Source organism: Janthinobacterium glycogeni (assembly GCF_051380725.1).
In the GTDB taxonomy this organism is placed as follows: domain Bacteria; phylum Pseudomonadota; class Gammaproteobacteria; order Burkholderiales; family Burkholderiaceae_D; genus Janthinobacterium.
Genome location: NZ_JBNYXP010000004.1, coordinates 316,165 through 337,579, shown reverse-complemented (window position 1 = coordinate 337,579; position 21,415 = coordinate 316,165). Strand labels below are relative to the sequence as shown.

The window sequence follows — 21,415 nt, the reverse complement described above, 5'->3', positions numbered from 1 at the left end:
AGCCGCGCTGTTACCAGGCGGCTTTTTTGTTGGCTGATTCAGCCGGTCTGGCGTCCCCAAGGGGATTCGAACCCCTGTACTCACCGTGAAAGGGTGATGTCCTAGGCCTCTAGACGATGGGGACAGAAAATCTGTCCAAGATGCATTATTCCGCATCCCGACCTGTTACTTTACTTGCTGACTGCTTGCGAATCTGGCGTCCCCAAGGGGATTCGAACCCCTGTACTCACCGTGAAAGGGTGATGTCCTAGGCCTCTAGACGATGGGGACAGAAATCTGTCCTGAATGCATTACTTCGCATCCTGACCCGGTACTGCAGCGATATGGCAGAAACAAAAAAAGCCTGACTTGTCAGGCCCGTTCAGCACTGCAATCTTACTTTACAACTAAATCCTGGCGTCCCCAAGGGGATTCGAACCCCTGTACTCACCGTGAAAGGGTGATGTCCTAGGCCTCTAGACGATGGGGACCTGTGCTGGCTCTACTCTCAGCGGACTCTTCGTTGAAGGCTTTGCTTAGCCCCTCAAAAAAGCGTGCGCGAAGTATAGCACGGGGCCATTCACAAAATCAACCGCGGGCGCATCTTATTTTCCATGGAGGAAGCCGTTCCCGGCGGCGATTGCTCAATGTGCAATCGATCGGCTGCGCGGGCGAGGTACAGGTCCTCAGCAACAGCAGCCAGACAAGCAAAAGGAAAGCCTCTTGCCCCCCTTCGTTTGTACTGGCCCAAACCCACGTCATACAAGGGTTGGGCGGCGGGAGGAGCTGAGCAAGCTTGGCCCGCCGCCTTGACCATCAGTTCTTGTAATGGCTGAAGCGATAACCTTGGTCGAAGTATGCTGCCAATGCGACGATCACTCCGGAGCACGTGAGCATCAAGGCCACTGCGCTCGTGTCACGAGTCGCAGACTGGGCAGCCATTGATAACGCCCACAACGGAGCAATACCGCCGGCAATGGCAGTGCCGATTTCACGCCCCGAACCGACCCCCGTCGAGCGGTTTTGCACGGCAAACTGGCGACTGAGGAAAGAGCCCTGTGGGGCGAACATCATCGGCGCCAGCACCCCGGTGCCGACGATCAGCGCCAGGTAAATCAGCCTGTTCTCGCCGCTGTCCAGCAACTGCATGAACGGGTACGCGAACAATGCTGACAGCAGGCCGCCGACGATCAGCAGCTTCTTGCTGCTGAACTTGTCACACAGATAGCCGAAGAGCGGGACGGTAAAGATTGCGACCAGACTGGCCAGTGTCACCGATAGCGATGTCACGCTGGCCGAAATGCCCTTGAACTGGGTCAGGTAGGCCAGCGAGAAGGTCTTGAAGACATAGCTCAGTGCGTTGTAACCGATGGCGACAAAGAAGACGACGCCCAGGCCCTTAAGATTGGTTTTCCACAATTCGCGGAACGGCCTCTTCCGGCGATGGCTTTCCTCGAAGTGGTGATACTCTGGCGTTTCCGGCAGACTCCCGCGCACCCAGAGCCCAACCAGTACCAGCACGAAACTGAGGATGAAGGGAATGCGCCAACCGTCGGCAAGCAAAAACTTGTCGCCATTGACGGTCAGCAGATAAACGGTCAGCGACGATAGCAACAGGCCAAGGTTCAGCCCCAATGCAGGCCACGCACCTTGTCGCCCCTTCTTGTTGTCGGCCGCATGTTCGTAGGAAGTTACCGCCGCCCCCGCCAGTTCAGCACCGGCACCCAGGCCCTGCACGATGCGGATCAGCACCAGACACAGGGGCGCCCAAAAGCCGATGCTGGCGTAGGAAGGGACCAGGCCAATGGCGGTCGTGCACAAGCCCATCATACAGAAAGTAACGAACAACATTTTCTTGCGCCCGTAGCGGTCGCCGAAGTAGCCGAAGAACAGCCCCCCGATCGGTCGCGCCACAAAGCCGATGGCAAAGGTGGCAAAGGCTTGCAGCGATGCATTCGCCGGGTCCGAGGTATCGAAGAAGACCTTGCTGAAGACAATCGACGCCATCGTCGCGTAAAGATAAAAGTCATACCACTCCAACATTGAGCCGACGATGGTCGCTGCCGCCACTTTGCGCAAACGACTTTTTGTCTGTGCCGGGGTTTCCTGTTCCGTTTTTTGAATGTTCAAAATGTCTCCTTCATGAATTAATTTTTTTTCTTTTTCGCCTAGAGCGTTCGAGTTGGGGCTGGCTGGGGAGCGACAAACAACCGTACGTTGTCCGCTACGCAAACTCAGCGCCTCATCACTTCACGCACAATGTATTCAGCAATGGCTAGCGACGATGTCGCCCCGGGTGACGGTGCATTGCGGATGTGGGTAATATTGCCGTGTTGGCGAATCACGAAATCGTCAACCAGCGCACCATTGGCCTCCATAGCCTGGGCACGGATCCCACGAACCGCCGGAACAATACCGACCGAGGCAAGCGTCGGCACATAGCGCGCCGCCTCGCGGACAAAGCTCGCCTCGCTGACCACAGTCTTCAGTTCCCGAAGCGTCGCCGGCAGGTTACGGGCAGCAAACTTCCAAAAGCCGGGGTAGCTGGCAAAATTGAAGATGTCGGCCAGGTTCATGCTGCGGCCGTCATAGTTCTCGCGCCCGAAGGATATGAAAGCATTCGGGCCGATCGTCATCTGTCCGTCGATACGCTTTGTGAAATGCACCCCGAGGAAAGGAAAGCGCGGGTCCGGCACCGGGTAGATCAAGCCTTTGACATGCGACTTGAAAGCCTCGTCGATCACGTAATACTGGCCGAAGAACGGTACGATGCGTGGCGTGTCCTGATCGCCCGAACGCTCTGCCAGGCGATCTGACTGCAAACCCGCGCAGGCAATTGCCTGATCGAATACCGTATCGAAGACCTCTCCGTCTGCAAGTTCGATCCGTACTTCGCCGCCCTGCTCAAGCAGGCGCTCAACCGGCGAATTCAGACAAATGCGCCCGCCACGTTCCCTGATTTCATCGGCGATTCGGGCCGCAATTTGACCGTAACTGACAATCGCCGTTTTCGGTGAATGCAAGGCGCCCAGGCCGATGCAGTTGGGCTCGATTTCGCGCAGCTCATTTGAGCCGATCAGCCGCACGCCAGGCACACCGTTGGCCTGCGCTTTCCGATAAATCGCCTCCAGGCGAGGCAACTCTTCCTCTTGTAGCGCGACGACAACTTTGCCGCACTCGTCGTAAGGGATCGCATTGTCGCGGCAATAGTTGCCAATCAATTCGCCCCCGCGCCTGCAAAGTCGTGCCTTGAGCCCCCCCGGCTCATAGTACAGACCGGCATGGACCACACCGGAATTGTGGCTGGACTGATGACTGGCGACACTCGCCTCCTTTTCGAACAGCACCACCGTGGCGTCGGGAAAATCCAACAATAACTGACGTGCGACTGCGAGGCCATTTATCCCCCCGCCGATAACTGCATAACGCTTCTTGTTCATTGCGCCTCTCAAAAAATAGCAAACTCGTCATTTCACTGCTACATGCATCACTTTGGCGAAGGGCGAGGGCCTGCATATGCCGCCCGCCCAACGCCTGGCACCGACGCGATTTGCCCTGTCAAGCATTTTTGATCAACCACAATTTAGATAAAAGCGAAAAATTATGTACAATTAATTTCGAAAAAAGAGAACAAGTGATGTCCATGACTTTAAAGCAACTCGAAGCGTTCTACTGGGCCGCCACCTGCGCCAACTTTGCGATTGCCGCCGAACGCCTGCATTTGTCCGTATCCTCTCTCTCCAAGCGCATTTCGGAACTGGAGGAAGCGCTTGGCATCAATCTGTTCGACCGGAGTGGCCACCGCGCCGTACTCAGCGATGCAGGCCAGGCATTGCTGCCACGCGCGCTGGCGCTGCTCGATGACGCCGCCGCAATACGTACCGCCTTCGCCCCCTCTGCCGGGCTAGTTGGCCGTTGCACCTTTGGTGTTGGCGAACTCAGCGCGCTGACCTGGCTACCGCAGTTCATTGCGCAAGTCCGGGCACTGCATCCCAAATTGACGCTCGAACCCTATGTCGACGTGGGCTCAGTTCTGGAAAGCCGTGTCACCAAGGGCGAGCTCGATTTTGCGATCATTGCCGGACGCTCATCGCACCACGGCATCCTGTCGCAACCAGTCAGCCAAGCACAATTCATCTGGCTTGCCGCGCCAACCCTGGCTGTATCTGACAGCCCGCCTGGCTTACGTGGCGCCGCCGATTTACTTGACGCTGGACAGCCCATCGTTGCCTTACCGCCATCAGCTGGCACCACGCGGCTGATTGATGACTGGCTACTGGCTCACGGCATCGCTGCCGTTGAGCGTATAAATTGCAATAATTGGGGGGCCATTGCCGGCATGCTGATTGCCTCTGTCGGGATCGGCATACTGCCCACTGGCTGGAGTCAAAAGCTGGTTGACCAGGGTCTGCTGCTCCCGCTCGCCGCCGCCGAAATGCCAGCGCCGGTAATCTATTCTTTTCAGTGGCGGCGCGGAGACAACCGTCCACTGATCGAGCAGCTACGCGGGCTTTCCACCCAATATGTCGACTTCACTGCCGATCTATCGCGACCGCTGGGCAGCATAACGGAACGCTGATAACGGCCGGCCATGCGCCGCCCGCTGGCCACCTCGACTTCCAGCACAACCCATGCATGGGCATCAGCGGGAGCCGAGCGCTGACGTCTTGCATGCCATGCCAACGCGCTAACAGCTTGGCCACGCTCGCCGAAGGGTATGGCGATAAGTGCCCCGGAAATAAAAAAAGCCGCCCAGGGCGACTTTGATTATCATGTGATTTATGCGCTGTTGGTGGAGGCGGCATGGATACGGATGTTGGCTTCAGAAGATGGTGCTGTCGGATTACGCTACGCTAATCCGACCTACGCCACACTCCCCCTGCCGGGTATGGCGATAAGTGCCCCGGAAATAAAAAAAGTCGCCCAGGGCGACTTTGATTTATTCACTGCCTGTTTCTGCGCTGTTGGTGGAGGTTTACGGGAGCCAATCCTGACCTCTTGCATGCCATGCTGGCGCGCTCACAGCTTAGCCATATTCCCCCGAGCGAAGAAACCGCTGATGCAGATAAAAAAAGCCGCCCGTGGCGACTTTGATTATCATGTGATTTCTGCGCTGTTGGTGGAGGTTTGCGGGAGCCAAGCACTGACCTCTTGCATGCCATGCTGGCACGCTCACAGCTTAGCCATATTCCCCCGAGCGAAGAAACCGCTGATGCAGATAAAAAAAGCCGCCCGTGGCGACTTTGATTATCATGTGATTTCTGCGCTGTTGGTGGAGGTTTGCGGGAGCTAAGCACTGACCTCTTGCATGCCATGCTGGCGCGCTCACAGCTTAGCCATATTCCCCCGAGCGAGGAAACCGCTGACGCAAATAAAAAAAGCCGCACGTGGCGACTTTGATTATCATGTGATTTCTGCGCTGTTGGTGGAGGTAAGCGGGATCGAACCGCTGACCTCTTGCATGCCATGCAAGCGCTCTCCCAGCTGAGCTATACCCCCCGGGCGCAGAAACACTGCTACTTCTTTACAACTACAACACCAGACTGAACTGGCGTCCCCAAGGGGATTCGAACCCCTGTACTCACCGTGAAAGGGTGATGTCCTAGGCCTCTAGACGATGGGGACCTCGGCACTACAGTTTTACCACCTTACTTCTGCGCTGTTGGTGGAGGTAAGCGGGATCGAACCGCTGACCTCTTGCATGCCATGCAAGCGCTCTCCCAGCTGAGCTATACCCCCCGGGCGCAGAAATAATAAAAGCCGCACTTGGCGACTTTGTTCCACTACTTGCTTTCCATCCAGATTCCGCTTTTTACGGGCCTGAACTTACAACAATCAGTACAAACAACTGCCACTACTATACCACAACTACCTGGCGTCCCCAAGGGGATTCGAACCCCTGTACTCACCGTGAAAGGGTGATGTCCTAGGCCTCTAGACGATGGGGACCGCGGAACTTCCCAACAACATCTGCACCACTTCAACGACTAACAAAACCTGACTGCGATTTTGCTGCTGGTGGAGGTAAGCGGGATCGAACCGCTGACCTCTTGCATGCCATGCAAGCGCTCTCCCAGCTGAGCTATACCCCCGTTGGTGCAGAAACAAGAGTATAGCAAAGAAGTTTCACTCTGCAAATACCCTTTTTCGTCTATGAGCAACTTTTCATAGGGACGGTTTCCGCACCCTGTTTTTCCGGCGATTTGATCGCGATGCTTACAGCCACTTTGCCAGGCGCGCCAGCACGGTGTCGCGGCCGAAGATCACCACCACCTGGTCGATGGCAGGCGTCTGCAACTGGCCCGTCAGGATCAAACGCAAAGGCATGGCCAGCAGCGGCATCTTGATGGTGTTGGCGGCCAGCACTTCCTTGATCATGGCGGCGACGGCTTCCTTGCTCCACTCCACCGTGGCGATACGCTCGGCAAACTGCGCCAGCACGGGCTTGATGGCATCCGTGATGTGCTGCGCCGCCAGTTCCGCTTCCGGCTGCGGCTCGCGGAAGAACAGCATCGAGGCGGCAGCCAGTTCATTGACGGTGTTGGCGCGCTCTTTCATCATGCCCAGCACTTGCGCCAGGTCCGGGGCGCCCTCAAAGACGGCGCCGGCGGCGACCATTTGCGGGCGCGCCAGATCGGCCAGGCGCGTATTGTCGGCCTGCTTGATATAGTGGTTGTTCAGCCAGGCCAGTTTTTCATTGTTGAACTGGGCCGCCGATTTCGACAGGTGGTTCAGGTTGAACCACTCGCAGAACTGCTCGGTCGAGAACACTTCATCGTCGCCATGGCTCCAGCCCAGGCGCGCCAGGTAATTCAGCATCGCTTCCGGCAAGAAGCCCTGCGCCGGGTAATCCATCACACTGACGGCGCCGTGGCGCTTCGACAGCTTTTCGCCGTCCGCACCGAGGATCATCGGCAGGTGGCCGTACAGCGGCAGCGGTGCGCCGATGGCGCGCAAGATGTTGATCTGACGCGGGGTGTTGTTGACATGGTCGTCGCCGCGGATCACGTGGGTAATCTGCATGTCCCAGTCATCGACGGCCACGCAGAAGTTGTAGGTCGGCGTGCCGTCCGGGCGGGCGATCACCAGGTCGTCCAGCTCTCGGTTCGATATCGTGATCGTGCCCTTGACCACGTCGTCCCACGTCACATCGCCATCGAGCGGATTCTTGAAGCGCACGACGGGCTTGCGGTCGGCCGGTACGGCCGGCAGGGTCTTGCCAGGCTCCGGACGCCAGGTACCGTCGTAGCGCGGCTTTTCACCGGCGGCGCGCATGCGCTCGCGCATCGCTTCGACTTCTTCCGGCGACGAGTAGCAGTGATACGCCGTGCCCTCGGCCAGCATCTGCGCCACCACTTCGCGGTAGCGGTCCATGCGCTGCATCTGGTAGAACGGGCCTTCGTCGTGGTCCAGGCCCAGCCACTTCATGCCTTCGATGATGGCTTGCACGGCTTCCGGCGTGGAACGCTCCACGTCCGTGTCTTCGATGCGCAGCACGAAAGTGCCGCCGAAGTGACGGGCATACGCCCAGCTGTATAAAGCGGTGCGGGCGCCGCCCAGGTGCAGATAGCCGGTCGGGCTGGGAGCGAAACGGGTACGGACGGGAGTAGCGTTTGTGGTCATCGAAGTAATCAGGCTTGAATAAGTAAAACGCCATTTTACTCTGTTGACCGCCGCCGCTCCACAAGCGCCGTCACAGCTGCAGCAAGCGCCTTTTTACTTCCGCCGCCTGCGCATGCAGCGCCTGCTCGAACAGGGCGACCAGTTGCGACAAGGGCCGGTGCAAAGGTTTCACGAGATTCACCGTGAACGGCAGGGTCACGCCAAAGCGGCGGATCTGCAAGCCCTGCCCCGCATAGTCCAGGGCCGTGAGCGGATTGACGATGGCCAGGCCCACGCCTTCGCGCACCATGGCGCACACGGAGGCGGCGCTGTGCGTGTCGAGCGCCATGCGCCGCTCCACGCCCGCCTGCGCAAAGATGGCGTCGATCTGCTGGCGGTAAGGGTCGACGGCGGCCAGGCTGATGAAAGGCTGGCCTGCGAAGTCGGCCGGCTGCAGCACGGCCTTGCCGGCGAGCGCATGGCCGTCGGGCAGCACGCACACTTCATCGACGGACATCAAGGTATCGAGCGCCGTGCCCGGCGGCGCATTGCCCACTTCCGTCAGGCCGATATCGTGGCGCTGCGCCGACAGCCACTCTTCCAGCAGCGGCGACTCCTGCGGCGTGATGCTGATGCTCACCTTGGGAAAATCGGCGACGAAGCGCTTGCAGGCCTGCGGCAGCAAGGATTGGGAAAACACGGGCAGACAGGCGATCGACAGCTGTCCCTGGTCGAACTGGCGCAGGGCCGCCGCCGTGCTGACGATGCGCTCCAGGCCGAAATACGCGCGCTGCACCTCCTCGAACAGCTGCAGCGCCTGGGCCGTGGGGCGCAGACGCCCCCGCTCGCGCTCGAACAGGATCAAGCCCGTCAAATGCTCGAGGCGCGCCAGTTCGCGGCTGACGGTGGGCTGCGAGGTGTGCAGCATGGCGGCGGCGGCCGTGACGCTGCCCGTCGTCATGATGGCGCGGAACACTTCGATATGGCGCAAGGAGATAGTCATGCCCATATCATAAATGAATAAGGTAGACCTAAATGGATATTTTATGTTTACAAAGAAAACCCGCATCATGATCTGCACGTAGGTCGGATTAGCGCACAGCGCGCAATCCGACACCGCCTCCGACACCACCATCACACGACAAAGACCACCGCCATGAAACCAGTGCCAGACGCCACCCTCGCCCAACTCGCCCAGGAACACGGCACGCCCTTGTGGGTGTATGACGCGGCCACCATCCGCGCGCGCATCGCCCAGCTGGCGCAATTCGACACCGTGCGCTTTGCGCAAAAAGCCAATTCGAACATCCACCTGCTGACCCTGATGCGCGAGGCCGGCGTGCACGTGGACGCGGTGTCGCTGGGCGAGATCGAACGCGCGCTGCAGGCAGGCTTTACGCCGGCGCAAACGAATGGCGCGGCCGGCGTGGTGTTCACCTGCGACCTGTTCGACCGCGCCACCCTGGCGCGCGTGGCGGCAGCAAAAATTGAAGTCAATTGCGGCTCCGTCGACATGCTGCGCCAGCTGGGCCCCGTGTCGCCCGGCCACCGCGTCTGGCTGCGCATCAATCCCGGCTATGGCCATGGCCACAGCAACAAGACCAACACGGGCGGCGAAAACAGCAAGCACGGCATCTGGCATGAAGAACTGCCGGAGGCGCTGGCCGTCATCCGCGCGCATGGCCTGCATCTGGTCGGCCTGCACATGCACATCGGCTCGGGCGTCGACTACAGCCACCTGGAAACCGTCTGCGGCACCATGGTCGACCTGGTGAAAAACATGGGCCACGATATCGAAGCCATTTCCACGGGCGGCGGCCTGTCCGTGCCCTACCGCGAAGGCGAGCAACCGGTCGATACAAGCCACTACTTCCAGCTGTGGGATGCGGCGCGCAAGCAGATCGAGGCGCACCTGGGCCATCCCGTGCACCTGGAAATCGAACCGGGCCGCTTCCTGGTGGCCGACGCGGGCCTGCTGGTGGCCGAAGTGCGCGCCACCAAGCAAATGGGCGGCAACCATTTCACCTTGCTCGATACGGGCTTCAATGAACTGATGCGCCCCGCCATGTACGGCAGCTACCATGAAATGTCGGTCATCGCGCATGACGGCCGCGCTCTCGATACGCAGCGCGCCACCGTGGTCGGCGGCCCCCTGTGCGAATCGGGCGACGTCTTCACCCAGCGCGACGGCGGCGTGGTGGAAACCCGACTCCTGCCCGCAGCGCAGGTGGGCGACTACGTGGTCTTCGAAGGCGCGGGCGCGTATGGCGCGTCGATGTCGTCGAACTACAACAGCCGCCCCCATGCGGCCGAATACCTGGTCGATGGCGCCGATGATCAACACCCGTCGCGCCTGATCCGCCGTCGCCAGACGGTGGCCGAGCTGATCGCGCTGGAACAACTGTAACACCTCGCCCGCGTGCGGGCATGCGCATCTGCTAACATCGGGGCAACTCGATGAAAGCCCGCCATGCCCGCCCAAGCACTTCCCTTCCGCAACGCCACCCGGCGGCTGCTGCCCCTGCTGCTGTCCGCCATCCTCGCCGGCTGCGCCTCGCTGCCCTCGCTGGAAGGCCGCGTGGCTTCCAGCGTCATCGCCGACACAAAGCATACCCAATTGGCCACGGCCATCGCTCCCATGGTGGCGCAGCATCCCGGCACCTCCGGCATTTACCCGCTGGTCGACGGGCGCGACGCCTTTGCCGCGCGCGCCCTGCTGGCCGCCGCCGCCCAGCGCAGCCTGGACGTGCAGTATTACATCTGGCACAAGGACATCACGGGCACCCTGCTGTTCGACGCCCTGCGCCAGGCGGCCGAACGGGGTGTGCGCGTGCGCCTGCTGCTCGACGATAACAACACGGCGGGCCTGGACCAGACCCTGGCCATGCTGGGCAAGCAGCCCAATCTGGAAATCCGCCTGTTCAACCCCTTCGTCCCCCGCGCGCCGCGCGCGCTGGCCTTTGCCACGGATTTTTCCCGCCTCAACCGGCGCATGCACAATAAATCGTTCACGGCAGATAACCAGGCCACCATCGTCGGCGGGCGCAATGTGGGTGATGAATATTTTGGCGCGGCCGGCGACGTGCTGTTCGCCGACCTGGACGTGCTGGCCATCGGCCCCGTCGTCGACCATGTCTCGCAGGATTTCGACCGCTACTGGAACAGCGCCTCGGCCTACCCGGCCCGGCTGCTGCTGACCAGCCCCGTCGAGGGCGACGCGGCCACCATCGCCGCCGAGGCGGACCGCATCGACGACACCAAGGCGGCCGAGGAATACGTGCAGGCGCTGCGCACCTCGCCCTTCGTCAAGCAGATGATGGAACGCACCCTGCCCTTCGAATGGGCGCACACGCGCATGGTCAGCGACGACCCGGCCAAGGTGCTGGACAAAGCCAGGCCCGGCACGGGCGTGGCGGAGAACCTGCAAAACCTGCTGGGCGTGCCGGAAAAGGAAGTGGACCTGGTATCGCCGTATTTCGTGCCCGGCAAAGCCGGCACGCAAGCCTTCGCCGATCTGGCGAAAAAAGGCGTGGGCGTGCGCATCCTGACGAATGCGCTGGAAGCGACCGACGTGGCGGCCGTGCATGCCGGCTATGCGAAGTGGAGAAAGCCCCTGCTGGAAGCGGGCGTGCTGCTGTATGAATCGCGCCGCTCGTGGGAACGGGGCGATGCGCGCGAGCAGCCGGGCCGCTTCGGCAGCTCCGCATCGAGCCTGCACGCGAAGACCTTTTCCGTCGACGACCGACGCATCTTCGTCGGCTCGTTCAACTTCGACCCGCGCTCGATCGAATTGAATACGGAAATGGGCCTCGTCATCGACAGCCCCGTGCTGGCAAGCCAGCTGGGGCAAGCCATGCGCACCACCATCCCGCAGCGCGCCTACCAGGTGCTGCTGGGCGACGACGGCGCGCTGTACTGGATCGCCCGCGACGCCAGCGGCGCCGCCACGCGCTACGACACGGAGCCGGGCGCCAGCGTGTGGAAGCGCATGGGGGTGGCGATTCTGTCGGTGCTGCCGATAGACTGGCTGCTGTAACAGTTACCGGGGTCAGACCCGCCGGGTCTGACCCCAAGCAAGCGCCAACTCGCCTTACCGCACCACCTCCGTCAACACGCGCCCTTCCGACGCCGACGGCTGGCGTATGCGCAGCAGATGGGCGAGCGTGGGGGCGATGTCGACCACTTCCGCGTACTGGCCGTAGGCGCCCGGCTTGATCCAGCGGGGGCCGAACACCATCAGCGGCACGTTGGTGTCATATGTGTATGGCGTGCCGTGCGACGTGCCGCCAGCGCCCTTGCCGAAGTACCAGGCAGGCTTTGTGACTACCATCAGGTCGCCCGACAGCTGGCGGTTCCAGGCGCGGCGCATCAGGGTGTCCATGCGCGTGGCGACGCCCCCCGCTTCCATCTGCGTGCGCGTGTAGACCTGCGCCAGGCCGTCCTGCTGCAACAGGAAGCGGGCCGCCGCGTCTTCCAGGGCGGCGCGCTTGACGCCGCTCTTTTCCGCCAGCGCGTAATCGAGATAGATATTCGGCAGCGACGACGTCGTCACCAGCTTGTCGATACCCAGGTTAGTCGCCAGGTGCTGGTTCAAGGCATCGACCAGTTTGGCGCCGTCGATGCGTCTGGCGGAGAAGCCGCGCGTTTCGGCAAATTCCGGCACGTTGGCAAAGCCATGGTCGGCCGTCAGCACCACCAGCACGTTATCCATGCCGACTTTTTTATCGAGGTCGGCAAAGAAGCCGGCCAGCATGCGGTCCAGGCGCTGCAGGTGGTCGTGCGACATCCTGCTTTCCGGGCCGTAGGCGTGATTCACGTAGTCGTGCGCGGACAGGCTCACGCCGAGGATATCGGACACGCCGGCCGGGTTGCGGCCCAGGTTTTCGCCATCGATGGCGGCGCGCGCGAATTCCAGGGTCAGCTCGTCGAGGAAGGGGCCGGACTTCAAGCGGCTGTAATACTCGCCATCGAGCTTGCCGCTGTCGCTGTAGTAGGCGAACGGGAAGGTGTTGCGCGTGCCCGGCTTGGCCGGCACCAGATCATCGCGCGCATCGTTGACATAAGCCCCGTCGGCCAGCAGCGGCGTCCAGCTCTTGCCGTAATAACGGTCCTGCGGCTTGGCCGCCTGGTAGCGCTGCACCCATTGCGGGTGCTGCTGCATGTAATAGGTGCTGCTGGCGAAGTTGCCCGTCTTTTCCATGTACATATAGGCCGTGCCCGTTTTCCCGGCCAGCAGGATGGCGCCGCGGTCCTTGCCCGACACGGTGACGACCTTGGCCTTGTCACCCGTGGAATAGCGCAATTCGTCGCCCAGGGTGCTCACGCGCAGCCTGGTCGGCGCCGTGCCGTCATCGGGCTGCGTTTCTTCGCCGATGTAATGAAAATTACCGTCTTCGGTGCAATACACGGATTTTTTCGTGACGGGATCGATCCAGTTATTGCCGATCACGCCATGCTGGTAAGGATAGGCACCCGACAGCACGGCCGAGTGGCCGATGGCGGTGACCGTGATGCCGTGCGCCTGGTGCGCATCGCTGAACCACGCGCCCTGCTCCAGCAGGCGGCGGAAACCGCCCTGGCCGAACTGCTCGCGGTAGCGCGTCACCTGCTCTTGCGGCAAGCCGTCGACCACGAGCACCACGACCAGCTTCGGCTGCGCCGCAGTCGTGGGTACGGCCTTGGCCGCATATGCCTGGCAAGCCGCCACGCTCGACACCAGCAGCAGCGCGTGCGCCAGCTGCCGGGAAAGGGAGAAATGTTTCGTCATATCCGCTCATCAAAAGTTAGGCCACCGGGCAGCATACGCCGACTATATGACACAACAATGACAAGAGGCAACAACATGAAAAAGGCCGGACTCCATCGCTGGAACCCGGCCTTATACTGAAACGACGGAATTTGCCTGACTTATTTGACCGTCACCTTGATGCTTTTGCTCAACTCCGGCCCATACGACTGGTGCGCACCGTTGGCGAACTGCATGGTCAGGGTGTACTGGCCCGGCGGCAAGGTGACATCCGTTTCCGTCTGCCCTTTGCCGAAATGTAAATGTTTTTCGTCCATGGGGATCATCTCGCCCGCCTTCATCGGCCCCGTATTAATGAGCAGATGATGATGGCCCGTCTTGGCCGTCATGTCGCCGGCCGGCTTGACGTCCATGCCGCTGACGGCAAATTTCACCTTGAACGGACTGGTCACTGTCGCGCCATCGACAGGCTCGACGAACGAAACGGATTGCGCAAACGCGCTGGCGGCCAGCAGGCTGCCGGCAACCAGGACTGCGGCCTGGCGCAGGAATACGGTAGTCAATTGCATGATGTCTCCTCTTGTTTAATAACAACACGGACTGCATGAAACCATATTCCTGACGACAATGGCGCCGGGGAGCTGCTGGGGTCAGTCGCTTCGCGATCGGAGCGCATCCCATTGGGACGCACTCCCCCGGCGGGTCTGACCCCATGGCCGATCATCAATCGTTCTTGATGACGATCGACGGGAATTTACTTGTCATATCCTTCGCCTTTTCCGCCACCTTGATCGCGATGGTGCGGGCGATCTGCTTGTAGATCACGGCGACGGGGCCATCGGGCTCGGCCACGACGGTCGGCGTGCCCGAATCCGTCTGCTGGCGGATCGCCATGGTCAGCGGCAAGGCGCCGAGGAATTCCACGCCGAAGTCCGCGCACATCTTCGCGCCGCCGCCGGCGCCGAAGATTTCTTCCGCATGGCCGCAGTTCGAGCAGATGTGCGTGCTCATGTTTTCCACCACGCCGAGGATAGGAATGCCGACTTTCTCGAACATTTTCAAGCCCTTGCGCGCGTCGAGCAGCGCGATGTCCTGCGGCGTCGTAACGATGACGGCGCCCGTGACGGGCACTTTCTGCGACAGGGTCAATTGAATATCGCCCGTGCCTGGCGGCATGTCGACGATCAGGTAATCGAGGTCGCGCCAGTTGGTCTGGTCCAGCAGTTGCTGCAAGGCTTGCGTGACCATCGGGCCGCGCCATACCATCGGCTCGTCCGGATCGATCATGAAGCCGATCGACGACACTTGCAGGCCGTGGTTTTCCATCGGCTCCATGCTCTTGCCGTCGAGCGTCTTCGGCTGGCCGCTGATGCCCAGCATCATCGGCTGCGACGGGCCATAGATATCGGCGTCCAGCATGCCGACGGTGGCGCCTTCGGCGGCCAGTGCCAGGGCCAGGTTGACGGCCGTGGTCGATTTGCCAACGCCGCCCTTGCCCGAGGCGACGGCGATGATGTTTTTCACGTTGCTCATCGGCTTCAAGCCGCGCTGCACCGTGTGCGAAATGATTTTCGACGACACGCCCACGCTGACATTGCCCACGCCCGGCAGCACGCGCAGGGCGGCCAGCACGGACTTGCGGATCAGGTCGATCTGGCTTTTGGCGGGATAGCCCAGCTCGATGTCGAGCGAAATGTCATCGCCATCGACCTTCAGATTCTTGACGGTTTTGCTGGAAACGAAATCTTTATGTGTATTGGGATCAATAACCTGGGCCAGCGCGGCCTTGACGTCTTCTACTGTGATGCTCATGTAAATCTCCGTGTGTACTACATATGTGCAATACGCGCAGTCTAGCGCAAATTTGCACGGCGCGATGGCGGCAAAAGCATCACTTGCCGGCGCTGCATCTGCTCATATTGCCTTTCCGCTGTTAAAATGACCTATTATCCATCCCAAAAGTGCATCAATCATGACTCGCAAGCTGTTCGTCACCACTGCCCTGCCTTACGCAAACGCCGCTTTTCACATTGGCCACATCATGGAATACATCCAGGCCGATATCTGGGTCCGGTTCCAGCGAATGCAACGCGATGGCGCAGCCGGCCGTGAAGTGCACTTTGTGGGCGCCGACGATACGCATGGCACGCCCATCATGATCGCCGCCGAAAAGGAAGGCATCACGCCGCAGCAATTCGTCGCCAACATCGCGGCCGGCCGCGCCCAGTACCTGGACGGCTTCCATATCGCCTTCGATAACTGGTATTCGACCGACTCGCCGGAAAACGTCGACCTGTCGCAATCGATCTACCGCAAGCTGCGCGATACGGGCCTGATCGTCACGAAAACCGTCGACCGCTTCTTCGATCCGGTGAAAGGCATGTTCCTGGCTGACCGCAACATCAAGGGCGAATGCCCGAAATGCGGCGCCAAGAACCAATACGGCGACAATTGCGAAGTGTGCGGCGCCGCTTATCAGCCAACCGACCTGGTCAACCCGTTCTCGGTCTTCACCAACGCGACGCCCGTGATGAAGCCGTCGGAACAGTATTTCTTCAAGCTGTCCGACCCGCGCTGCTTCGAATTCCTGAAAAGCTGGCTCAACACGCCAGGCCGCTTGCAGCCGGAAATGGTCAACAAGGTCAGCGAATGGCTGGGCGAAGCCGGTGAAAAGCTGGCCGACTGGGATATCTCGCGCGACGCACCCTATTTCGGCATCCCGATTCCCGATGCGCCGGGCAAGTTCTTCTATGTGTGGATGGACGCGCCGGTCGGCTACCTGGCCAGTCTGAAAAACTATTGCGACAAGAAAGGCATCGATTTCGACGCCTTCCTCAATGACCCATCGACGGAACAGATCCACTTCATCGGCAAGGACATCGTTTCCTTCCATTTGCTGTTCTGGCCCGCCATGCTGAAATTCGCCGGTCACCCGGTGATCGACAAACTGAAAGTCAATGTTCACGGCTTCCTGACGGTCAATAACGAAAAGATGTCGAAGTCGCGCGGCACGGGCATTTCGCCGCTGCGCTACCTGGATCTGGGCATGAACCCGGAATGGCTGCGCTACTACATCGCGTTCAAGCTGAACTCGAAAGTGGAAGACCTGGACTTCAACGGCGAAGATTTTGTCGCCCGCGTGAACAGCGACCTGATCGGCAAATACGTGAACATCGCCAGCCGCTGCGCCGGCTTCATCGCCAAGAAATTCGACGGCAAGCTGGCCACCAGCCTGTCGCCAAAGGCGCAGGGCTACATCTGGCGCGCGCTGACCTACAAGGTGCCGTCCGGCGACGAAGTCCTGAGCAAGGAACGCCAGGCCAGCATCGCAGCCCACTACGAAAACCGCGAATTCGGCAAAGCCTTGCGCGAGATCATGGAAATCGCCGACATCACCAACCAGTATGTCGATGAAAACAAGCCGTGGATCCTGGCCAAGGATGCGGACAAGACGGCCGAGCTGCACGAAGTGTGCACGACGGCCCTGATCCTGTTCCGCCAGCTGACCATCCTGCTGTCGCCGGTCTTGCCGGGCGTGGCCAAGAACGTGGCCGGCTTCCTCAACGATGCCGAATTCAGCTGGGCCGATACGCAAGTCGATGACGTCTCGAGCAGCATGCTGGGCCGCACCATTGGCAGCTACAACCATTTGATGACGCGCATGGATGCGAAGATGATCGAAGCGCTGTTCGACGCGCCGCAAGCGGCAGCCGCCGTGCCCGCCGCCGACGCCGCCAGCGACGTGGCCGCCACCCCGGCCAGCGCCATCGAGGAACTGGCGCCCGAGATCAAAATCGACGACTTCCTCAAGGTCGACCTGCGCATCGCGAAAATCGTCAATTGCGAACTGGTCGACGGCTCCGACAAGCTGCTGCGCCTGACCCTGGACGCGGGTGAAGGCCGCTTGCGCAATGTGTTCTCGGGCATCCGCTCGGCTTACCAGCCGGAAGAGTTGGTCGGCAAACTGACGGTGCTGGTGGCCAACCTCGCGCCGCGCAAGATGAAGTTCGGCATTTCGGAAGGCATGGTCATGGCCGCCTCCGCCGCCGACGAGAAGGCCAATCCGGGCATCTACATCCTGAACCCGTGGCCGGGCGCCGAACCTGGCATGCGCATCCGCTAAGGACCGATGATGAATATCGTGGTGCGCGAAGCAACAAATGCCGATGCACAACTGATGGCCGAGCTGACCCGCGCCGCGTGGGCCGGCAAGGTGGCCGCGTCATCCAGTGGACACCACGAGACGGCGCAGCAAGTGGAAGCGCAATTGCGCCACGGCGGCGGTTTTCTGTTGCTGATCGACGACATTCCAGCCGGTTCGCTGCGCTGGATGCCGCTCGACAGCGACCCCGCCATCTGGAAGATTTCGCGCATGGGCGTGCTGCCCGCCTACCGGGGCAGCCACGTCTCGCAGCACTTGCTCGAAGCCATCATTCATCACGGCCTGTCGTGCCAAGCCGAGGAATTGCGCCTGGCCGTGCGGCGCGACCAGCGCAAGCTGATCGATTTTTATGCGGCCTTCGAATTCGAGCTAGCCGAAGAACTGGAATATTCGCACGCCAACCCCGCCGAACCGGCGCCGATGGTGATGCGGCGCCTGCTGCGTTATTGATTTTTAGCAATTTCGCCCCGGACTTGCCGATACAACAACCCGCCAGGCGGCACGGCGCGGTAAAATACGGCCGGCTGACCTTACCCATAAGACACTCAGAAGAGAATATGAAACTGCCTGCAAAACACAACAACTACGTATCCGACCACACCTTGTTCATCGCCGAACTGAAGGCCAAGAATCCTGGCATGGAAGCGGGCCAGCAAGCGGGCCGCGCCCTGCTGTGGGACAAGCCTGCCGTCAGCATCGATGAGCAGGAACGCCAGCTGGCGTCGGCCGTCAAGCAACAGGCTTACGTTTACCAGAACAAGAACTAAGATCTGGAACCGGCACGATGTTGCCTGAAGAGTCTGCAGTCACGCCGGAAGCCGACGCTTCCGGTGCCGGCGCAGTCATCGAGTCGCCCGAACCTGTCGCCGGTGGCGACGGCAGCGGCGACCCTGCAGCATCCGCAACCACGGACGCGGCGCCCGCCGCCGACCCGCTGGGCATCGCCCGCCTGTATGGCGAGCCCATGCTGCGCATGCCGACGGATCTGTACATTCCGCCGGACGCGCTGGAAATCTTCCTCGAAGCCTTCGAAGGCCCGCTCGACTTGCTGCTCTACCTGATCCGCAAGCAAAACTTCAACATTCTCGATATCCCGATGGCGCAGGTCACCCTGCAATATCTGAAATATGTCGACCAGATCCGCGTGCGCAACCTGGAACTGGCCGCCGAGTACCTGTTGATGGCCGCCATGCTGATCGAGATCAAGTCGCGCATGCTCTTGCCTTCGCGCAAGAGCGACGTCGAGGAAGATGGCGGCGACCCACGTGCCGAACTGGTGCGCCGCCTGCTCGAATACGAGCAGATCAAGCTGGCCGCCTATGACCTGAACGCCATTCCGCAGTTCGAGCGCGACTTCGTGCGCACGCAGATTTTCATCGAGCAAAGCCTGACGCCCACCTGGCCCGACGTGGAACCGGTGGACCTGCAGCAGGCGTGGCTCGACGTGCTGAAACGCGCAAAGCTGACCCAGCATCACCGCATCAGCCGCCAGGAGCTGTCCGTGCGCGAGCACATGTCGAGCATTTTGCGCCATTTGCAATCGTCGCGCTTTGTCGAATTCAGCGAACTGTTCGACATTGCCGGCGGCGTGCCCGTGGTCGTGGTCAACTTCGTGGCCCTGCTGGAACTGGCCAAGGAAACCCTGATCGAAATCACACAGGCAGAACCGTTTGCCCCCATCTATGTCCGGCTGGCCTATTCGCCCGCCTGATCCCTTCCCTTTGTCACTGACCACCGTACAACGGGGTTTTAGCGAAAGCAATCCATGAAAATTATTTCCGACATTGAAGAATTGCGCGACCAGCTCAGCGGACAGCTGCGCACGGCGTTCGTCCCCACCATGGGCAACCTGCATGAAGGCCATCTGTCGCTGATGCGCCTGGCGCGCAAGCATGGCGATCCTGTCGTCGCGTCGATCTTCGTGAACCGCCTGCAATTCGGCCCGAACGAAGATTTCGAGAAGTATCCGCGCACCATGGCGGCCGACATCGCCAAGCTGGAAAAGGAAGGCGTGTACGTGCTGTTCGCGCCGACGGAAAAGGAACTGTACCCGGAGCCGCAGGAATACCGCGTGCGCCCGCCCGATGACCTGGGCAATACCCTGGAAGGCGAATTCCGCCCCGGCTTCTTCGAAGGCGTGTGCACGGTCGTCACCAAGCTGTTCTCGTGCGTGGGTCCGCGCGTGGCCGTGTTCGGCAAGAAGGATTACCAGCAACTGATGATCATCCGCAACATGGCGCGCCAGTTCGCGCTGCCGACGGAAATCATCGCCGCCGAGACCTACCGCGCCGACGATGGCTTGGCCCTGTCCTCGCGCAATATGTATCTGTCGGAAAGCGAACGCGCGGAAGCGCCAGAGCTGTTCAAGGGCCTCAATTTCGTCGCCGAGGAAGTGCGCAAGGGCAACCTGGCCGTCGCTGAACTGGAACAGGCGGCCATGCAGCTGCTGAACGGCCGCGGCTGGAAATCGGACTACATCGCCGTACGCAAGCGCGCCAACCTGCAGGCGCCGAACGCCGCCGAACTGGCCGCCGGCGAGCCGCTGGTGGTGCTGGCCGCCGCCAAGCTGGGACAGACCCGCCTGATCGACAACCTGGAAATCTGACATCTGACACAAGCTGCCGCGCGTCGCGCTGTGCGGTCTGCGATGCTCACCGTGCTTCAGCACAGTTGCGCGTCTTAGCCACAAATCACTGCCGCTCGCTACGGTTTTGTCAGATGTCTGTCAATGCAATCACAACGGGGCCATTCGGCCCCGCTTTCATTCCTACTTCTCCATCCCTACCAGCTTGAGCTCGGCAAACAGCGGCTTGTTGCTGCCGCGTGCCGCTTGCAGCATGTCATAGCTGGCGGCGTCGAGCACGATTTCCTCGCCCGCCCACAGCTTGCGCTGGTTCGCAGGCAGCCTCAGGCTGCGCAGGATGGCCCGCACCTGGGCCGGATCGGCCGCCAGCAGGCGGATGGCGTGCGCATGGCGCTGCGTGCCCGTGAGGATCGGCAAGCCGCCCTCGGAGCCGTGCTGGCTCAGACTGACATAATCCTGGCCGCCCACGCGGTGCAGATAGGCATGCCGGCCATCGGCTTCGGCTGCCGGCTGTGCGGCCGGCTCCTGCAGCTCGGCGGACGCGACAGGCGCAACGGCGGTTTGTTCCAGGCTCACGCCACAGGCCGCCAACAGGGCCGTGCTCAGGGCGAAAAATAATACGGGTGCTCGGCGCATCGTGCGCTCCTTCTTGTCGGGGTCGGGGACAAAGGGGGAATACTGCAGCGATCATGGGCCAAATCATTTGACGTGTAAAGTTAACTATGGGAAATATTTCATTCCTTTACGCAATTTCATCTGGTCAGGGCGAAGGATACGTGGCATGAGCGTGGTGTAAGCACGGCGCAAGCCGACGAAAAAAACGCCGCCGGTTTGCACGGGCAGCGTTTTTCTTGATCGGTATCAAGCCGTGATCAGGCGCCGGCTTTTTCCAGCTTCTCGAAAATCTTGTTCAGCTTTTCATCGAGGGTCGCTGCCGTGAACGGCTTGACGACATAACCGCTGGCGCCAGCTTGCGCGGCGGCGATGATGTTTTCCTTCTTCGCTTCGGCGGTGACCATCAGCACGGGCAGCTTGGCCAGTGCGGGATCGGCGCGGATATGCTGCAGCATCGTCAGGCCATCCATGTTTGGCATGTTCCAGTCCGACACGACGAAATCGAACGATTCCGCGCGCAGCTTGGCCAGGCCCATCACGCCGTCTTCCGCCTCATCGACGTTGGCATAACCCAGTTCCTTCAACAGATTCCGGACAATGCGGCGCATCGTCGAAAAATCGTCAACGACTAAAAATTTCATCTTTGGATCAGCCATGAATAACTCCGTTGTTTCTGTAGCGGTTTGTTAATAATATCGACATGAATGCCGACATTATGGTCGACACT

The 21,415-nt window shown here is 60.7% G+C and carries 18 protein-coding genes and 8 tRNA genes; 9 read left to right on the top strand and 17 right to left on the bottom strand.

Annotated elements, in window-relative coordinates:
* Positions 1 to 48: 48 nt before the first annotated feature.
* The 5 genes from ACQ4W4_RS12405 to lhgO form a co-directional block, all read right to left on the bottom strand.
* Positions 49 to 124 (bottom strand) — tRNA-Glu (locus ACQ4W4_RS12405).
* A gap of 70 nt (positions 125 to 194) precedes the next feature.
* Positions 195 to 270: transfer RNA gene (locus ACQ4W4_RS12400), tRNA-Glu, on the bottom strand.
* Between the two features lie 124 nt (positions 271 to 394).
* Positions 395 to 470, bottom strand: a tRNA-Glu gene (locus ACQ4W4_RS12395).
* Between the two features lie 325 nt (positions 471 to 795).
* On the bottom strand, positions 796 to 2,109 hold the full coding sequence (locus tag ACQ4W4_RS12390; protein ID WP_436542252.1) for an MFS transporter: 1,314 nt from the start codon (positions 2,107 to 2,109) through the stop codon (positions 796 to 798).
* 104 nt (positions 2,110 to 2,213) lie between these two features.
* Positions 2,214 to 3,419, bottom strand: a complete 1,206-nt coding sequence (gene lhgO, locus ACQ4W4_RS12385) for an L-2-hydroxyglutarate oxidase (protein WP_436542251.1) — start codon at positions 3,417 to 3,419, stop codon at positions 2,214 to 2,216.
* 203 nt (positions 3,420 to 3,622) lie between these two features.
* Here lhgO and ACQ4W4_RS12380 point away from each other — a divergent pair, with 203 nt between their 5' ends.
* Both ACQ4W4_RS12380 and ACQ4W4_RS12375 read left to right on the top strand, forming a co-directional pair.
* On the top strand, positions 3,623 to 4,558 hold the full coding sequence (locus ACQ4W4_RS12380) for a LysR family transcriptional regulator (RefSeq protein WP_436542356.1): 936 nt from the start codon (positions 3,623 to 3,625) through the stop codon (positions 4,556 to 4,558).
* A gap of 138 nt (positions 4,559 to 4,696) precedes the next feature.
* Positions 4,697 to 5,272 carry a hypothetical protein gene (locus ACQ4W4_RS12375; protein ID WP_436542250.1) on the top strand — a complete coding sequence of 192 codons (576 nt, stop codon included), beginning with the start codon at positions 4,697 to 4,699 and terminating at the stop codon, positions 5,270 to 5,272.
* Positions 5,273 to 5,402: 130 nt separating this feature from the next.
* On the opposite strand, the gene ACQ4W4_RS12370 is transcribed toward ACQ4W4_RS12375, so the two are convergent.
* The 7 genes from ACQ4W4_RS12370 to ACQ4W4_RS12340 form a co-directional block, all read right to left on the bottom strand.
* A tRNA-Ala gene (locus ACQ4W4_RS12370) sits at positions 5,403 to 5,478 on the bottom strand.
* Positions 5,479 to 5,528: 50 nt separating this feature from the next.
* Positions 5,529 to 5,604: transfer RNA gene (locus ACQ4W4_RS12365), tRNA-Glu, on the bottom strand.
* A 38-nt stretch (positions 5,605 to 5,642) separates the two neighbouring features.
* Positions 5,643 to 5,718 (bottom strand) — tRNA-Ala (locus tag ACQ4W4_RS12360).
* Between the two features lie 134 nt (positions 5,719 to 5,852).
* Positions 5,853 to 5,928: transfer RNA gene (locus ACQ4W4_RS12355), tRNA-Glu, on the bottom strand.
* A gap of 67 nt (positions 5,929 to 5,995) precedes the next feature.
* Positions 5,996 to 6,071 (bottom strand) — tRNA-Ala (locus ACQ4W4_RS12350).
* Between the two features lie 124 nt (positions 6,072 to 6,195).
* Positions 6,196 to 7,602, bottom strand: a complete 1,407-nt coding sequence (gene gltX, locus ACQ4W4_RS12345) for a glutamate--tRNA ligase (protein WP_436542249.1) — start codon at positions 7,600 to 7,602, stop codon at positions 6,196 to 6,198.
* Between the two features lie 70 nt (positions 7,603 to 7,672).
* Complete coding sequence (locus tag ACQ4W4_RS12340; protein WP_436542248.1) at positions 7,673 to 8,584, bottom strand: LysR family transcriptional regulator; 912 nt, start codon at positions 8,582 to 8,584, stop codon at positions 7,673 to 7,675.
* A gap of 153 nt (positions 8,585 to 8,737) precedes the next feature.
* Between ACQ4W4_RS12340 and lysA the strand changes: the two genes are divergently transcribed.
* Together lysA and ACQ4W4_RS12330 are read left to right on the top strand one after the other, a co-directional pair.
* A complete protein-coding gene (lysA, locus tag ACQ4W4_RS12335) occupies positions 8,738 to 9,988 on the top strand; it encodes a diaminopimelate decarboxylase (RefSeq protein ID WP_495542789.1) in 1,251 nt (416 codons plus the stop codon).
* A gap of 63 nt (positions 9,989 to 10,051) precedes the next feature.
* Entirely contained in the window at positions 10,052 to 11,617 is a 1,566-nt protein-coding gene (locus ACQ4W4_RS12330) for a phospholipase D family protein (RefSeq protein WP_436542247.1), read from the top strand.
* Positions 11,618 to 11,671: 54 nt separating this feature from the next.
* Here ACQ4W4_RS12330 and ACQ4W4_RS12325 read toward each other — a convergent pair whose 3' ends face one another.
* The 3 genes from ACQ4W4_RS12325 to apbC form a co-directional block, all read right to left on the bottom strand.
* Positions 11,672 to 13,348, bottom strand: coding sequence for an alkaline phosphatase family protein (locus tag ACQ4W4_RS12325; protein WP_436542246.1), 1,677 nt, complete (start codon positions 13,346 to 13,348; stop codon positions 11,672 to 11,674).
* A gap of 140 nt (positions 13,349 to 13,488) precedes the next feature.
* Positions 13,489 to 13,896 (bottom strand): DUF4399 domain-containing protein, encoded by a 408-nt coding sequence (locus ACQ4W4_RS12320; protein ID WP_436542245.1) that lies wholly within the window; start codon positions 13,894 to 13,896, stop codon positions 13,489 to 13,491.
* 154 nt (positions 13,897 to 14,050) lie between these two features.
* A complete protein-coding gene (gene apbC / locus ACQ4W4_RS12315) occupies positions 14,051 to 15,139 on the bottom strand; it encodes an iron-sulfur cluster carrier protein ApbC (protein ID WP_131687374.1) in 1,089 nt (362 codons plus the stop codon).
* Positions 15,140 to 15,299: 160 nt separating this feature from the next.
* On the opposite strand from apbC, the gene metG reads away from it, so the two are divergent.
* The 5 genes from metG to panC all read left to right on the top strand — a co-directional run bounded on the left by metG (position 15,300) and on the right by panC (position 20,094).
* Positions 15,300 to 17,450, top strand: coding sequence for a methionine--tRNA ligase (gene metG, locus ACQ4W4_RS12310; protein ID WP_436542244.1), 2,151 nt, complete (start codon positions 15,300 to 15,302; stop codon positions 17,448 to 17,450).
* Positions 17,451 to 17,459: 9 nt separating this feature from the next.
* The gene (locus ACQ4W4_RS12305) at positions 17,460 to 17,939 is read left to right on the top strand and encodes a GNAT family N-acetyltransferase (protein WP_070219744.1); all 480 of its coding nucleotides are present in this window, start codon (positions 17,460 to 17,462) and stop codon (positions 17,937 to 17,939) included.
* 107 nt (positions 17,940 to 18,046) lie between these two features.
* The gene (locus ACQ4W4_RS12300; protein WP_034778041.1) at positions 18,047 to 18,256 is read left to right on the top strand and encodes a DUF3460 family protein; all 210 of its coding nucleotides are present in this window, start codon (positions 18,047 to 18,049) and stop codon (positions 18,254 to 18,256) included.
* Between the two features lie 17 nt (positions 18,257 to 18,273).
* Positions 18,274 to 19,200, top strand: coding sequence for a segregation and condensation protein A (locus ACQ4W4_RS12295; protein WP_436542243.1), 927 nt, complete (start codon positions 18,274 to 18,276; stop codon positions 19,198 to 19,200).
* A gap of 54 nt (positions 19,201 to 19,254) precedes the next feature.
* Entirely contained in the window at positions 19,255 to 20,094 is an 840-nt protein-coding gene (gene panC, locus ACQ4W4_RS12290; RefSeq protein WP_436542242.1) for a pantoate--beta-alanine ligase, read from the top strand.
* Positions 20,095 to 20,256: 162 nt separating this feature from the next.
* Here panC and ACQ4W4_RS12285 read toward each other — a convergent pair whose 3' ends face one another.
* Positions 20,257 to 20,709 (bottom strand): hypothetical protein, encoded by a 453-nt coding sequence (locus ACQ4W4_RS12285; protein WP_436542241.1) that lies wholly within the window; start codon positions 20,707 to 20,709, stop codon positions 20,257 to 20,259.
* Positions 20,710 to 20,945: 236 nt separating this feature from the next.
* On the bottom strand, positions 20,946 to 21,344 hold the full coding sequence (gene cheY, locus ACQ4W4_RS12280; RefSeq protein WP_026132837.1) for a chemotaxis response regulator CheY: 399 nt from the start codon (positions 21,342 to 21,344) through the stop codon (positions 20,946 to 20,948).
* Positions 21,345 to 21,415: the final 71 nt, after the last annotated feature.